A 14,720-nucleotide genomic window follows, 5' to 3' on the forward strand; every position below is an offset into this window, starting at 1 on the left:
CTCACATTTGAGCTCTAACGGTCGAACAATATTGTTTTCATAATAGCAGCATATTCACGCACATACATTTTTCTCTTAGAACGCATTGGTGTTTCTGCAGCTAATGCCTCCATCTTCATTCCTAAACGCCTTGCAATTATTTTCGTTCGATATAAATGATACGTATTACTGACAACTACCGCATGTTTTACATCAAATAAATCCATACTAAACTTTAAATTTTCATACGTATTTGTCGAACGGTCTTCCATTAAAATACGACTCTCATCTATACCATGTACCATTAAATAGTTTCTCATACTGTGAGCTTCCGGTATATCTTCATCTTCCCCTTGACCACCTGAAACAATTACTTTTACTTCAGGGTGAGAATATAAATATTCCAACGCTACATCCAAACGGTTTTGAAGTGATAAAGACGGTCTATCTCCAAATAACTTTGCACCTAATATAAGAACGTATGGAGAGTGATTACTCAATGTTTCACGAGCAACTTTATTCATTCGAAACGTCATATAAATAATGTATAGTGGCGGTAGTAATAAGATTATAAGTAATATCCATTTGTTCATAAATAAGTTAGCACTCCCTTTCTTTTTATTATATAGAAAAAGAAAGGGAGTAAGAAGTGTTTTTTAAACGATGGATTTATTAGACACATTCGCTTCCATTTTACGTTTTGAAATTACATAATAAAAAGCAATCCCTAATGATAGGATCAATATAAAGCTTAGTGCGTAAAACGGGATCATCACCCCTGCCTTAGATACGCCTGCCGTAAACAACATTAATAATACAATTCGAATTCCTGTACCAATTAATCGAAATAAGCTGTCCACACGTCCCATTACTTCATTTGGGATTTCTTCCATCATCAATACATTTCTCGCCACTCTCGTTCCAGCATTTCCAATCGCATGAAAAATCGCAAGTCCATATAATAACATAATGGAAGGCTCAATAATCATTGCGGTAATTGAAATTACATAAATGAACATCGTCATAACGATTGAAACTTCTGTTTTGACATATTTCATCATGATTGGAATACTTATTCCTGCAAGAACCGCTCCGACACCGTACATCATACCTTCAATTGCGTATACAGAGGCACTAGCTTTGAGTATATCTGAAATATATACTGGGATTAAATAATTTGCCATCATGACACCGATAAACGGCATATAAGTCGCTAGTAAAAACCAAAATAACTTAGGGCGCTTTTTCATAAAGTGAATTCCTTCGAACAATTGCTTCTTAAAGGTTACTTTCCCTTTTACTTCTTTTTTCTTTACATATGGTATACATAAGAACAGGAAAAATGCTCCTGCAAAAGTTAACATATCCACTAACAAGATCCATTTCAGAGAAATAATCTCAATTAAAAAACTAGCAGCTGCACCTGAAATAACTTGCGTTAATTGTCCTTGTATTTCCATCGTGCCACTTAAACTTTTATAATGCTCTGATTGAAATATTTCTTGGTTAAATGCAAATATTGTGGGATAGAATAATAGATAATAGAAAGAACCTGCTATATAAATAATAATGTAATGAATAGAATTGTATGATTGCCCAGCAAATCCCCAAATAGCCATCATTCCTATAATGGCTATCCCGATACCTTCGTTACATAACAATAAAGATTTTCTTGAAAAACGATCTATGCTTTGCCCAATGAATGGTGTTAGTAAAAACATGATGAGAGTTGCAACGATAGAAATATACCCAAACGTTGTCTCTCCCCCACTTTCCTTAATCAATAGCCACGGAATCGTAATCATAACAATCCCAGAGCCAATAGCAGATAAACTATTGGCTCCTAAAATGTAGTACAAGCGAGAATCATGATAAAGAGAGGACATATCACTCAACTCCTAGTTGTTTTTTCACCTCTTTATATACGCTCATATATGCTTTTAATTCTTTAACTAAATCATGAATCAATGGTTTTGCATCTTCTCCCAGTTCACCATCTTGCACATGTAATCCATCAAGTACTATTTGTTTTGGGATTGCATTTGCGTAAACGCCTCTAGCGACAATGCGCATACTATTTAATGCGTTTATTCCCCCTTTACCTCCTCCAGCAACTGCTAGCAATGCGACAGGTTTATGGATGAATTCACTGCTACTTAAGTAGTCTAACGAATTTTTCAGCGCTCCGCTCATCGCGTTATGATATTCTGGTGTACATAGTACTACTCCATCCGCAGCTTTCACTAAAGCTTTTAATTTTTTTACTGCCTCTAATTCACGTTGTGATTCTTCTCCATTATATAAAGGCAATTCCGCTACTGCTAAATCGTATAACTCCCCTTCAAATTGCTCTGCAATATATTTTGCCACAACGCGAGTTCTACCGAATTTTCTTGGTGTACCGTTAATTACGACTAGTTTCATAATTATTTCTCCCCTTTGTTTTCAAGTTATATTTATATATTATCAGAAATTTCTATACAAAACACAGTAAAAAGAGGGAAAAACTTTCATTAAATAGTATGAGAAATAAAAAAAACTCATACTTTCGTATGAGTTTCACAAAACTAATATTTCCTATTTTTTCACAACCTCATGTCCACCGAATTGATTACGAAGTGCAGAAACCACTTTTCCGTGGAATGTATCATCTTCTTGTGAACGGTAGCGCATAAATAATGACATAGCGATAACTGGTGCCGCTGCTTGTAATTCAAGCGCAGTTTCAACAGTCCATTTCCCTTCTCCTGAAGAGTTCATTACACCTTTAATGCCATCAAGTTTTGGATCATCTGCAAATGCTTTTTCAGTTAAGTCCATTAACCAACCACGGATAACTGATCCGTTCGCCCATACTTTTGCAACATCTTCATAATTGAAATCAAAATCACTTTTATCCAGTACTTCAAATCCTTCAGCGATTGCTTGCATCATTCCGTATTCAATACCGTTATGAACCATTTTTAAGAAATGCCCACTACCGACGCGGCCTGCATATGAATAACCATTTTCTACTGCTAAATCTTTAAATAAAGGTTCTAATTGATCATAAATTTCTTTTTCTCCACCAACCATTAAGCAAGCGCCGTATCTAGCTCCTTCTACACCGCCTGATGTACCGATATCTACATAATGTAAGCCAAAGCTTTTCGCTTCTTCAGCACGGCGTAACGTATCCTTATAGAATGAATTTCCACCTTCAATAACGATATCGCCTTCCTCTAATAATGGATATACATCTTTTAGTACTGACTCAACAACTTCTCCTGCAGGTACCATTACCCAAATTGTACGAGGCGCTTCTAATTCAGAGATCATTTCTTTTAATGTATGACGAGCAGTAATCCCTAATTTTCCTGCCTTTTCAACAAGCTCTTTATTTACATCGTATACAACTACTTCATGCTTATCTTCATGTAAGTGTTCCGCTAATGGGAATCCCATTTTTCCTAATCCAATTAAACCTAGTTTCATATTAATCAATCTCCCATTCTATACAAATATATTTAATAACGAAATTAATCCAAGTGCTACAACAGATAATATTGTCTCCATTGCGGTCCATGTTAATAATGTTTCTTTCACAGTCATTCCGAAATACTCTTTAATCATCCAAAATCCAGAATCATTTACATGCGATAATATTAATGACCCTGCTCCTGTTGCAAGTGCCAGTAACTCTACATTTACTCCTGGTGTACTTGCTGCAATCGGTGCTACAATTCCAGCTGCTGTCATCATAGAAACAGTAGCCGATCCCGTTGCAACTCGGATAAGTGCAGCAATTCCCCAACCTAATAATATCGGTGAAATATGCGATTCTTTCGCCATCTCCGCAATTGTAGTTCCGATCCCAGAATCTAATAACACTTTATTAAATGCGCCGCCTGCACCGATAACTAACAGTATGTTTGCAATCGGCCCTAAGCAATCGTTTGTAAATTGTAAGACTTTGTCTTTAGAAAATCCTTTTGCATAGCCAAGACTAAAGAAAGAATATATCGTTGCAATTAATAATGCGACTATTGGATCTCCAATAAAGTGCAATACTTGTGCAAGTTGACTCGTTTTGCTTAACGCTACTTCCGCAATGGATGCACCAAGCATAAGGAATACTGGAAGTAAAATAGTAAACAATGTATTTCCGAAACTAGGAAGTTCCTTCTTCTTATCTCTTTCAATAAATTGCTCCGCTATTTCTAATGGTACTTCTTTATGTATACGAGCACCGATCCATTTCCCATAAAGCGGACCTGAAATTATTGCAGTTGGAAGTCCGACAATTAATGCATATAAAATTGTCTTCCCTACATCTGCTTTAAATATACCTACCGCTGCCATTGCTGCTGGATGCGGTGGAACAAGTCCGTGTACAACCGACAGACCTGCTACTAGCGGAATTCCGATTGTAATAAGTGATACCCCTGTTTCTAACGCAATTGTAAATACTAACGGAATTAATAGTACAAATCCAACTTGGAAAAACACCGGAATCCCTACTAAAAATGCAACGAACATCATTGCCCAGTGAACACGCTTTTTCCCAAAACGTCCAATTAATGTGTTTGCAATTCGTTCAGCACCGCCAGACTCAGCCATCATTTTTCCAAGCATTGTTCCTAAAGCTAAAACAATCGCCAAAAACCCTAACGTATTACCAAGACCTAATTTAATAGAATCGATAATCCCCGGATGTTGTGGTGAAGTTCCAATTAAGGGCATCCCCATCGCTAGCCCTACACCAATTGCTGTTAAAATTAACGCGACAAATGGATGCCATTTTACTACCGTAATTAGTAAAAGTAATATGACAACAGCCGCTAGTACAATCCCAACTACCATTTCTCCCAATCCCCCTATTGTTTACGTTGGAAAGCAGCTATACAATCAAATTCTTCTTTCAAACGATTGTAAAGTCGTTCATACATATAAAACATCTCTAAATATAAAGCCGTATTTTCTTTATTCGGTACATGGTGATGGACAATATCAATCCAATCCTTCACCTCTTCAAGAGAATCAATTTTCCCAATTGCATACAAAGCAAGTGCCGCTGCCCCAAGCGCAGATGCTTCATGACTTTCTGGAACAAGCAATTCTTTCCCCATCATGTCAGATAACATTTGTCTCCAAAATGCAGACTTTGCAAAGCCTCCTGAAACACGTATTTCAGTAAGTGGCCCCGTACAATCACGAATGGCAAGTGCAACTGAATACACACTCATACAAACTCCTTCCATGACAGCACGTATGAAATGTTCACGTTTATGCTGAAGGTTAATTCCGAAGAATGTACCACGAGCATTTGCATTCCAATAGGGTGCACGTTCTCCAGATAGAAACGGTAAAAATAGCAATCCATCTGCTCCAGCTGGTACACTTTCTGCATACTTAATTAATAAATCATAAGGATCAATCCCAAGCTTCTTTGCAACTTCTTGCTCTGGGCTACCAAATTCATCACGTAACCATCTCAGTAATATTCCGCCGTTATTCGTTGGCCCACCGATAACCCAGTGCTCATCTGTTAATGCGTAACAAAACGTTCTTCCCTTTTCATCTGTATTGACATTTGATGAAATTGTTCGAACTGCACCACTTGTTCCAATCGTAATTGCAGCTGAACCAGGCGATATTGCACCAACACCTACATTTGCAAGAACACCATCACTCGCACCAATAACAACTGGAGTATCTTCATGAATGCCCATCTTTTGTGCTAATTCCGGTTTCATTCCCGATAAAATATATGTAGTTGGTACAGGTGTTGATAATTGTTCTGGTGACATATTTAACATAGTTAAAACATCTTCATCCCAGTTTAATGTTTCTAAATTAAATAACCCAGTAGCTGATGCAATTGAATGATCAACTACATAGCGTGAGAATAATTGATAAATGACATACTCTTTAATGGAAATAAATTTATAAGCAGTTCTGAATAACTCCGTTTCTTCTTCTTTCATCCACAGTAATTTAGAAAGTGGTGACATCGGATGAATCGGTGTACCAGTTCTTCTATAAATGTCATGACCATTCATTTGTTGTAATAGTTTTTCTGATTGCTTTGTGCTTCTATTATCTGCCCAAATAATAGAGCGCGTTAACGGCGCACCGTTTTCATCTACTGCAATTAAGGCGTGCATTGCTGTACTAATACCGATTGAAGAAATATCCTCTGGTGACACATTACTCTTTTCAATGGCAACGCTTACAGTTTTATATACAGCAGCACATATTACATCAGGATCTTGCTCAGCCCATCCGACGTTCGGTTGAATAATTGGATAATCAACTGCATGTGAAGCAACGACTTTTCCTTTTTCTGTGAACACAACCGTTTTTGTACTTGTGGTACCGATATCAATCCCGATTACTCTCCCCCTTGTTTCCATGCGAATCTTCCCTTCGTTTCTAGCAAAATACGATCTAGTAAACCGTTTACATGAATTAGTATATAAAATATTTTTTCATAAATCAAGTTATGAAAAGAAAATTTTTTTCATAACGAAAAATAAATCCCCTCATTCCATTTCACCTACATACTAAATTTAGCTTTTTCTTGCGGTAAAGTTACCTTATATTCCTTACGCAACACACTCTTTTTCTCTCATTAACAACGCATATTTGGTCCTTCCATACTTGCTACTCATTTGCATGAAAAGGGCGTTAAAAAACAATATTCATTATTAGGGGTCACGTCACATAGCCCACCAAGCTAAGAAAAGCAACTACCTCCAAAATGGGCATTCTGTGCATTTTGCTCTTTTTTTATTGTTTTAGTTTCACTCGTTCTTTTATCTTGATGGACATAGGGCGTGGCTCCCTACTATCACTTTTTCACCTTGTAAATATATGTTCCATACTATAAAATCTAATAGAATTTATATTTTTCTGAAAAATCAAAAATAAAATATGAACTTTATTGTATAATGTTGTAAAAAGATGTCGGAGGGATTTAATGTTATATAAAATATCTCAATTCACAATAAAACTTTCATCAATTCTTTTATCACTCTTACTATTACTAAATTTACCTTATTTATTTATCACTCAACAGGGATTCACTTTTCAACCAATTCATTTTTTTAATCAGATCGTTACTATGTTAAAACAGGTTTTCTCCCCTGAATCATTAGTAGTTATAGGATCAGACCCGAAATTTGGTCATTTCAAAAAGACACCATTATTTCCAACTGTTTTAGAACCTTACCTCTATTCATTTACTGTATTATTTGTAGCCTTTTTGCTTGCACTCTTTCTATCATCTAGTATGGCATTTTTTTATTTTTTAGCAAAAGATTATATAAAAAAATGGATAAACCGAATTGTATTCATATTAGAAGCTGTCCCTGATATGATGATGATGATTTGTTTGCAAATATTTTTCATATGGGTACTTCAGAAATTCGGGGAATCTCCTGTCACCATTATTTCTTTTAATGAAAATCGAGCTTATTTACTCCCTATTTTATCTTTAGCAGTCTTACCTACATTACAAATGTTTCGGATGATGGTGTTATACATAAAAGAAGAACATGAAAAACATTACGTAGAGGTTGCATATGGAAAAGGACTTTCATCAAGTTATATACTATGCATTCATTTATTCAAAAATATATCTATCCACTTCTTTCACCATTTAAAAACGATTTTTGTTTTCTTACTTTCTAACTTATTCATTTTAGAATTTGTTTTTAATATGGAAGGCATTATCCAATTTTTATTTAAGAAGGCGTTTATTTCACCTCCAGCTGCATTTATCATACTTGTTATGATTATTTTACCGTTTTATGCCATTTTTCAAATAATCTCATTCATGATGAATAGATGGCAAAAGCAATTGAAAGGAGCAGCATTATGAAATCTATTTGGAAATCAAAACGATTTTTAATCGGCTTTACTTATTTATTCATACTTGTTTCAGCTAGTTTTATTTATAGTTGGTTCTTTAAAGATAACATCCCAAAACCTCCTCAGTTACTTTACAATGACAATAACGAATTACTTGGAAAGGCCCCCTTTTCGCCATCGTTAATGCCGCCTTTTGGATCTGATCGTTTTGGAGAGTCTGTTTTCTTACAAATTGTAGAAGGAGCAAAATTCACCATTTTATTAGCCGTGGCAATTAGCTTCTTTCGAATTTTATTCGGAACATGTATAGGAATCCTCTTAAGTTTATACGCTCCAAAATTCAAGAGATTTTTCCAGTCATGCTCAGAAGTTTTTTATTATATTCCAACTCTATTTATCGCATTTATACTCATCACGCCCGTTAATATTGTAATCACATCAAACGCTGATAGATTAGACCCAAATATTTCATTTATGTTTTATCAAGTACTCGTACTTATTTTCGTCGCTCTACCTACACTTTCTTTATATATATCCTCAGAGGTTGATGAATTTATGAAACAAGATTACATTTTAAGTTCTCAATTGCTGGGTGCTAGCCGTTTTCATATTATCAAAAAACACTTACGAGTCTTATTACTTGATCGCTTATTTGTGTTATTCATGGAACATATCGTCCAAACACTCATACTCGTTATCCATTTAGCGTTGCTTAACATTGTAATTGGCGGGATACAAATGCGGGAACTCTATGACGGAGTGCCCAAACCTGTTTCTATATCTAATGATTGGGCAGGTCTTATTGGATTAAATCGTTATGAAATGAATCTTTCATGGTGGATTATTTTTTATACTCTCGTTTCATTCTTTATTACGATTATTTTTATTAAGCTTATGACAATCGGGATTCAAGATGCACTGAAAGCAAGAGATTCGCAAGTTGTAGCAATTAAAACCGTTCCAGATCATAAAAAATTTGTTAAAAATAAAGATTCTTTTTCGTTTGCAAATAAATTGAACCTTTAATCATTTCTCATTAATCGGCATTGCTATTAATGGAATATAAAGAAGATGATCCCCATTGAATACAGGGACCATCTTCTGCATGCCGTCTAACTTTTTTACATGTCCTTTGCTAGACTCATGCTTTTTATATTTAAAGTGAATTATTTACAATCACAATTATGCTGTTTAAAATCGATTACCATACGTCCTTGAATTCTACCTTGTTCCATTTCTTCAAATACATTTTGTACTTTATCTAGAGAACATGTTTGAACAACCGGCACTACTTTTCCTTCTGCTCCGAACATAAATGCCTCCTCCAGATCCTTACGAGTACCAACTAGAGAACCAACTACTTCAATTCCATCTAGTACAAGTCGCGGAATGTTTAAATCCATAGTTTCTACTGGTAAACCGACTGCAACGACTTTACCACAAGCACGTACTGCATCAACTGCTGAGTTGAATGCTACTTTAGAAACGGCTGTTACTACAGCAGCATAAGCACCACCAAACTCATCTTGAACAATCTTATCAGCAGGACCTTGAGAAATTGGATTGATAGTCATATCCGCACCAACCTCTTTTGCTAAAGCTAATTTATCGTCATTAATATCTACTGCAATTACCTTTGCACCAAATACGTTTTTAGCATATTGGATAGCTAGGTTACCTAATCCACCACAGCCATAGATGACAATAGGTTGACCAGGTTTAATGTCTGATACTTTTATAGCTTTATATGTAGTTACGCCCGCACATGTGATTGATGATGCTTGAGCAGGATCTAATCCTTCTGGTACTTTCACCGCATAATCAGCTGTAACAATACATTGTTCAGCCATACCACCATCTACTGAATAACCAGCATTTTTCACTTCACGGCAGAATGTTTCTCTACCCGTTACACAATATTCACAACGTCCACAAGATTGGAACATCCATGCAATACTTACACGGTCACCTATCTTTAGTGAAGTAACATCATCAGCTATTTTAGTAACAATACCTACACCCTCATGACCAAGAATACGGCCATCTGTATTTCCAAAATCATGATTTGCAACGTGTAAATCAGTATGACAAACTCCACAATACTCTACATCTACAAGCGCTTCACCCGAGTGTAACGGACGTAATTCCTTTTCAATAACTTCAATGTTTGCTTTGCTGTTTTTATTAACTACTACTGCTTTCATATGTGATCTCCCCTTTAGTGTTTTAGAGTTTTAATGAGTTTATCTCACAACTACTGTCCTCACTATTTTGGCTAATTATTGTACCAAATTTAAGTGTTCAATCATCATTACAGGTTCATCATAACATGGAATTTCATAAGCTTATTGTGAAATATTGAACAATATTTGAATTATTACCAAATACGTATTTTGATGTATCAAGCTATTTCTTAAATTTCATATGCAAAATATCGAGATTTAACAAATGAATGGTCTAAAAGATGAGAGCTTATTACTATAGGTAATATAGACACTTAGAACAAGTAGATCTAGAGGGTATATCAACAGACTACTCGCCAATATAAAAAGCTCTTCATTTGAAGAGCTTTTTATATTCGCTTCATTGAAATTGTTTCACGTATACTTTGTAAATTTTGTAGTGTTTCCTCTTGTCGCTGCAATGACAATCCCACATACAAAGTATCTAATAAACTAAGCTGCGCTAATCGTGACGAACTTGCTTCTGTACGAAATTCCGTCTCACGCGTCGAAGTATATAGCGTTATATGAGCAAGTTGGCTTAATGCCGATTTTTGATAGCTTGTAATCGCAATAATGCGAGCCCCTCTTGCTTTCGCTACTTCTAATGCTTCAAGTAATCCTTTATTACTGCCCGAATGAGAAATTGCAATGACCACTGCTTCTTTTGTCAGCAAGCCAGCTCCCATAATTTGAAAATGTGAATCCGTATGAGCAATACAAGAAATACCCGTTCTCATAAACTTATGATAAGCATCCATCGCAATAATACCTGAACCACCATTTCCATAAAACTCAATTCGTTTCGCTTCATTCAGCGCACTTACTGCCTGTTCCAACGCGTTATCATTTAACAAATGTAATGTATCTTGCAGTCCTGTAATATGTGAATGAAAAACCTTTTTAGCGACAGTGACCATATTATCTTCTACCGATACTTCCTCATGAATATTTTGCATCGGGGTATGTACAATCTCACGAGCTAATGTAATTTTCAGGTCTTGAAACCCTTGAAAACCTAGGTGTTTGCATAAGCGGAATATCGTTGCTTCAGAACTATTCGTAACTTCAGCTAACTCCGTAATCGATTTATGTACAACATCTTGTGGATGTTTCAAAATATGTTCGGCAATACTTCGTAATTTCGGTGATAGACCATTTAACGAAGCCTGAATCTTTCCAATCCCACTTTTTGTACCAGGCATATCGTATCTTCCCCTTCCATAGTAGCTATATTGTACCTAATAATCGAAAGAAGAAACACCTTTATTTAGCGATTTTATTTGCTCCTATGTATTCTACCGTAACATATGACACAATTATTCATACTTATTTCTAGTGTTCCCCATGCTTTACTGCGTATAATGCAGCTTGTGTACGATCATCTACTTCTAATTTAGCCAATACGTTTGAAACGTGTGTTTTCACAGTTTGTTCTGTAATATGAAGCTCTGCTGCAATCTCCTTATTGCTTCTTCCTTTCGCAATTTCACGAAGTACTTCTTGCTCCCTTTTTGTTAACATAGAAAAAGGATTCTCTTTTTTTTTCTTGGCTGCTGATCGTCCTAATAGTGCAGGTGTTACTTTCGGGTGAAAATTTGCATTCCCTTGATATACTGCAACGATTGACGCAACAAGCTGATCTGGCTGCACTTCTTTTAATTGGTAACCATCTGCTCCCGCTTCTATTGCTGGTAAAACATAATCTTGTTCTGAAAAACTACTGAGCATAAGTATCTTTATCGTCTCATCGTATTGTTTTATACGTTTTGTCGCTTCAATACCATCCATTTTCGGCATTGATAAATCCATTAATACTACATCTGGCCTTTCTGTTTGGACGAATGTTAATGCTTCTTCACCATTTTCTGCTTCCCCAATAATTTCAAATTCTTCTCTCGTCTTCAAAAAAAATACAAGTCCCCTTCGAACGATATGATGATCTTCTACAAGTAATAATTTAATTTTCACAGACGTTCTCCCTCTCAAACCGGTAATTGAATTTCTATCTTCGTTCCCTTTTCTGGTTCTGCTTTTATTCGAAAAATTCCCCTCATTAATTCAATTCGTTCTTTCATACTTTTCAAACCCAGTGCGGACTCTCTTACTTGATCCTGTATAAATCCTATTCCGTTATCTTCTATGTAAAAGTGCAGCTTATTCTCTTCAATCCTTAAATGAACACATACTTTTTCACACGAAGCATGCTTTTTACAATTATGTAATGCCTCTTGGCTTATACGCCATAAAACTTCTTCTATTTCATCTTCAATTAAAACCATTCCATCAATTCGAACTTCCACTTGAATCCCTAACAGTTTTCCGTAATTTTGTATCGCTTCTGCTAAACCTTTCTCTAATCCTTCAGGCCTTAATTGCCAAATTAAAAGTGTCATCTCTTGTAATGCTTCCTGTGATAACTCTCCAATATAACTTAACAACTCTTGCAAGTCTCTATCCTTCGTCATATTTAGAGTCCCTTTCGCTGTTAGCATAATTGAAAATAACAATTGTTTAACGGAATCATGTAGGTCACGTGCAAGTCGATTTCTTTCAGCTACAACTACATATTTCCGTTCTTTCTCAACTAATTGAATACGTTGTATTGTCGTTCCAATTTGAAATGCAATCGCTTCTAATAACGCTAACTCTTCCTCAGAAAAATGTGTTTTATGGGGCGAGGCAACATTTAATAGACCAAATTTCTCTGATCCAGATCTTAGTGGGATTGTCGCATGATGTGTAACATCTTCAGTCTCTCCCCAATTACATTCAATCGCATCCTCTATTCGTTTACATTCAATAATATTTGTCGCTTTTTCCAATCTTCCATTCACAAAACGTTCTACACACCAACAATCTCCTTCACACATCGGCTTCTTTTCTTGCCACGTAAGAGCTGGTGGTAAGTTTTGGTCTACAAGCATACGATGCTTTCCACTTTCATCAATAAAGAATATCCACCCTGTTTGTAAATTCATAACTTGTAATAATGTATGTAACACTTTTTCTAACATTTCCTGTAAGTTTGTCGCTTCATTCAGTAACTCAGCAATTTTTTTTAATGCTTCTAAACGATGCATCTCTTTTTCATCTATGTTCATTCTCATCACCAACTATCATTATAACATTAAGAAATTTCTAAATACTATAAACAAAAAAAGAACTGAATTCCTTCAGCTCTTTTTCAGGAGATATCCCATACAGTTCATTCAAATCCAAATTCTAAATAAAAACAGACATCAGCTAATTTTCTTTAACTGTCTGATAAAGATTGTCCTCTATGAATATGCTGTAAACTTTCAGTGTTAACGAACATATTCGCTGCTGGCATTTGCACTTGATTTTTATGGAACATAGACATTAATTCAAATCTTACTTGTCTAGAAGTTTCAAAATAATCTTCCGGTTTAATCAAACCTGTAATACAAAATTCATATCCAACATATTTAAGGTTAGGATTTAAGTCTGTAACTCCAACATATTTAAATGGTTCAACAGTTTCATCATCTACTCTATAAAGGTTTTGGTCCAATTTTTCATTACAAATAACACATACTTCTTCTAACAATTCCTTAACTCTTGTAGGATCTTCCTGATAACTTACCGTGATACGTTCAATAACTCGCATCCACCCTTTATTAAAATTCTGTATCGTTCTAATCTCTCCATGTGGTATGGTAAGGAGTTTCCCTGACCATTCACGAATTTGCATAAAACGAATACTAATTTCCTCGATAGTTCCTGAATTTGTTCCGTTAAAAGTTACAAAATCGCCAACTCGAAACTCTTTGTCCGCTAATCTTGCGAAGCCTAATATAACATCTTTTAGCATCTGTTGTGCAGCAAAACCGATGACAACTCCCGCTATCCCTGCACCTGCAATAATACTTTTTATATCTACAAATTGACTAATTAAATATATGATCAGACTGATGATAATGATATATCTAAAAATAGATCGAATAACACTTTGAATCGTCTGCTCTACCTCTTCATCAAAAAAGCTTGATTTTTTAAAAAACCAATCAATAATGCGGTTTATGACAAAAGAAATAATGATAAGAACTAAAGCAAATAGTAAAAATCTTAAAAGTAAAAATTCCCTTACATAATTAAAAAACTCCTCAGTATACGTTAATAAACTCATCCATCCACTTCCTTACTAATGAAAATTTCATGCAAAACTGATTTATTTGTATTACTTTTTGATTACCTTCAAACTTGTTATACATTCTTCTATAAATATAACCTTTTTCATTATCTAAAGGGAGCTGACAATTGAAAATTTTTTAAATGACTTTATTTTAAGACTGCACTACTCATCTTAATAAAAGGAAAACATTCACATGACACCGAATAGTTCATTTGAAAATATTTTGACTCGCGAAGGTTACTAACAATGGGCTATATCGAAGAACTAAGAGAAGTTATTGGATCAAGACCACTCAATTTAGCTGGAGTAGCTGTTTTCAATGAACAAGGATAAATATTACAGAATTTACATGTGGCTTGTTAAAAGCAGACGGAGTTGAATCATTGCATGTACAATTTTCCGATTTAAACCGACTACCAGAAAAGATTAGTCCGTTCATTAAAAAGTTAATTCAAAAACAAGTCGTTTCTATATAAATGTAAAAAAGAGGCCTTATCGAAGGCCTCTTT

The 14,720-nt window shown here is 35.2% G+C and carries 13 protein-coding genes and 1 pseudogene; 3 read left to right on the forward strand and 11 right to left on the reverse strand.

The window, feature by feature from the left end; translation table 11 throughout:
- Positions 1 to 14 precede the first annotated feature (14 nt).
- From Q3V31_RS00200 to gntK, 6 genes are all read right to left on the reverse strand, one after another.
- Complete coding sequence (locus Q3V31_RS00200; protein ID WP_001045787.1) at positions 15 to 572, reverse strand: YdcF family protein; 558 nt, start codon at positions 570 to 572, stop codon at positions 15 to 17.
- A 63-nt stretch (positions 573 to 635) separates the two neighbouring features.
- Entirely contained in the window at positions 636 to 1,865 is a 1,230-nt protein-coding gene (locus tag Q3V31_RS00205) for an MFS transporter (protein WP_000097152.1), read from the reverse strand.
- A 1-nt stretch (position 1,866) separates the two neighbouring features.
- Positions 1,867 to 2,403, reverse strand: a complete 537-nt coding sequence (locus tag Q3V31_RS00210; RefSeq protein WP_000780365.1) for an NADPH-dependent FMN reductase — start codon at positions 2,401 to 2,403, stop codon at positions 1,867 to 1,869.
- 153 nt (positions 2,404 to 2,556) lie between these two features.
- Positions 2,557 to 3,453 carry a phosphogluconate dehydrogenase (NAD(+)-dependent, decarboxylating) gene (gene gnd, locus Q3V31_RS00215; protein WP_000765986.1) on the reverse strand — a complete coding sequence of 299 codons (897 nt, stop codon included), beginning with the start codon at positions 3,451 to 3,453 and terminating at the stop codon, positions 2,557 to 2,559.
- A gap of 18 nt (positions 3,454 to 3,471) precedes the next feature.
- Positions 3,472 to 4,821: a GntP family permease gene (locus tag Q3V31_RS00220; RefSeq protein ID WP_000260210.1), complete on the reverse strand. Its 1,350-nt coding sequence runs from the start codon at positions 4,819 to 4,821 to the stop codon at positions 3,472 to 3,474.
- 14 nt (positions 4,822 to 4,835) lie between these two features.
- Positions 4,836 to 6,374: a gluconokinase gene (gntK, locus tag Q3V31_RS00225; RefSeq protein WP_000450019.1), complete on the reverse strand. Its 1,539-nt coding sequence runs from the start codon at positions 6,372 to 6,374 to the stop codon at positions 4,836 to 4,838.
- Between the two features lie 566 nt (positions 6,375 to 6,940).
- Here gntK and Q3V31_RS00230 point away from each other — a divergent pair.
- Positions 6,941 to 7,843 carry an ABC transporter permease subunit gene (locus Q3V31_RS00230; RefSeq protein WP_088292711.1) on the forward strand — a complete coding sequence of 301 codons (903 nt, stop codon included), beginning with the start codon at positions 6,941 to 6,943 and terminating at the stop codon, positions 7,841 to 7,843.
- A complete protein-coding gene (locus Q3V31_RS00235; protein WP_016129305.1) occupies positions 7,840 to 8,859 on the forward strand; it encodes an ABC transporter permease in 1,020 nt (339 codons plus the stop codon). Before Q3V31_RS00230 ends, Q3V31_RS00235 begins: the two co-directional genes overlap by 4 nt.
- Before the next feature lie 140 nt (positions 8,860 to 8,999).
- On the opposite strand, the gene adhP is transcribed toward Q3V31_RS00235, so the two are convergent.
- The 5 genes from adhP to Q3V31_RS00260 form a co-directional block, all read right to left on the reverse strand.
- Positions 9,000 to 10,037: an alcohol dehydrogenase AdhP gene (gene adhP / locus Q3V31_RS00240; protein WP_000649118.1), complete on the reverse strand. Its 1,038-nt coding sequence runs from the start codon at positions 10,035 to 10,037 to the stop codon at positions 9,000 to 9,002.
- A 368-nt stretch (positions 10,038 to 10,405) separates the two neighbouring features.
- Positions 10,406 to 11,260, reverse strand: a complete 855-nt coding sequence (locus Q3V31_RS00245) for a MurR/RpiR family transcriptional regulator (RefSeq protein WP_001119626.1) — start codon at positions 11,258 to 11,260, stop codon at positions 10,406 to 10,408.
- 130 nt (positions 11,261 to 11,390) lie between these two features.
- Positions 11,391 to 12,026 carry a response regulator gene (locus Q3V31_RS00250; RefSeq protein ID WP_000694635.1) on the reverse strand — a complete coding sequence of 212 codons (636 nt, stop codon included), beginning with the start codon at positions 12,024 to 12,026 and terminating at the stop codon, positions 11,391 to 11,393.
- 14 nt (positions 12,027 to 12,040) lie between these two features.
- Positions 12,041 to 13,159, reverse strand: coding sequence for a GAF domain-containing sensor histidine kinase (locus Q3V31_RS00255; protein ID WP_001017799.1), 1,119 nt, complete (start codon positions 13,157 to 13,159; stop codon positions 12,041 to 12,043).
- Between the two features lie 152 nt (positions 13,160 to 13,311).
- A complete protein-coding gene (locus tag Q3V31_RS00260; RefSeq protein WP_016129304.1) occupies positions 13,312 to 14,205 on the reverse strand; it encodes a mechanosensitive ion channel family protein in 894 nt (297 codons plus the stop codon).
- Positions 14,206 to 14,457: 252 nt separating this feature from the next.
- On the opposite strand from Q3V31_RS00260, the pseudogene Q3V31_RS00265 reads away from it, so the two are divergent.
- Positions 14,458 to 14,687, forward strand: a pseudogene (locus Q3V31_RS00265) (hypothetical protein).
- The last annotated feature ends 33 nt before the right edge of the window (positions 14,688 to 14,720 follow it).

This window comes from Bacillus nitratireducens, assembly GCF_036320425.1.
GTDB lineage: Bacteria > Bacillota > Bacilli > Bacillales > Bacillaceae_G > Bacillus_A > Bacillus_A nitratireducens.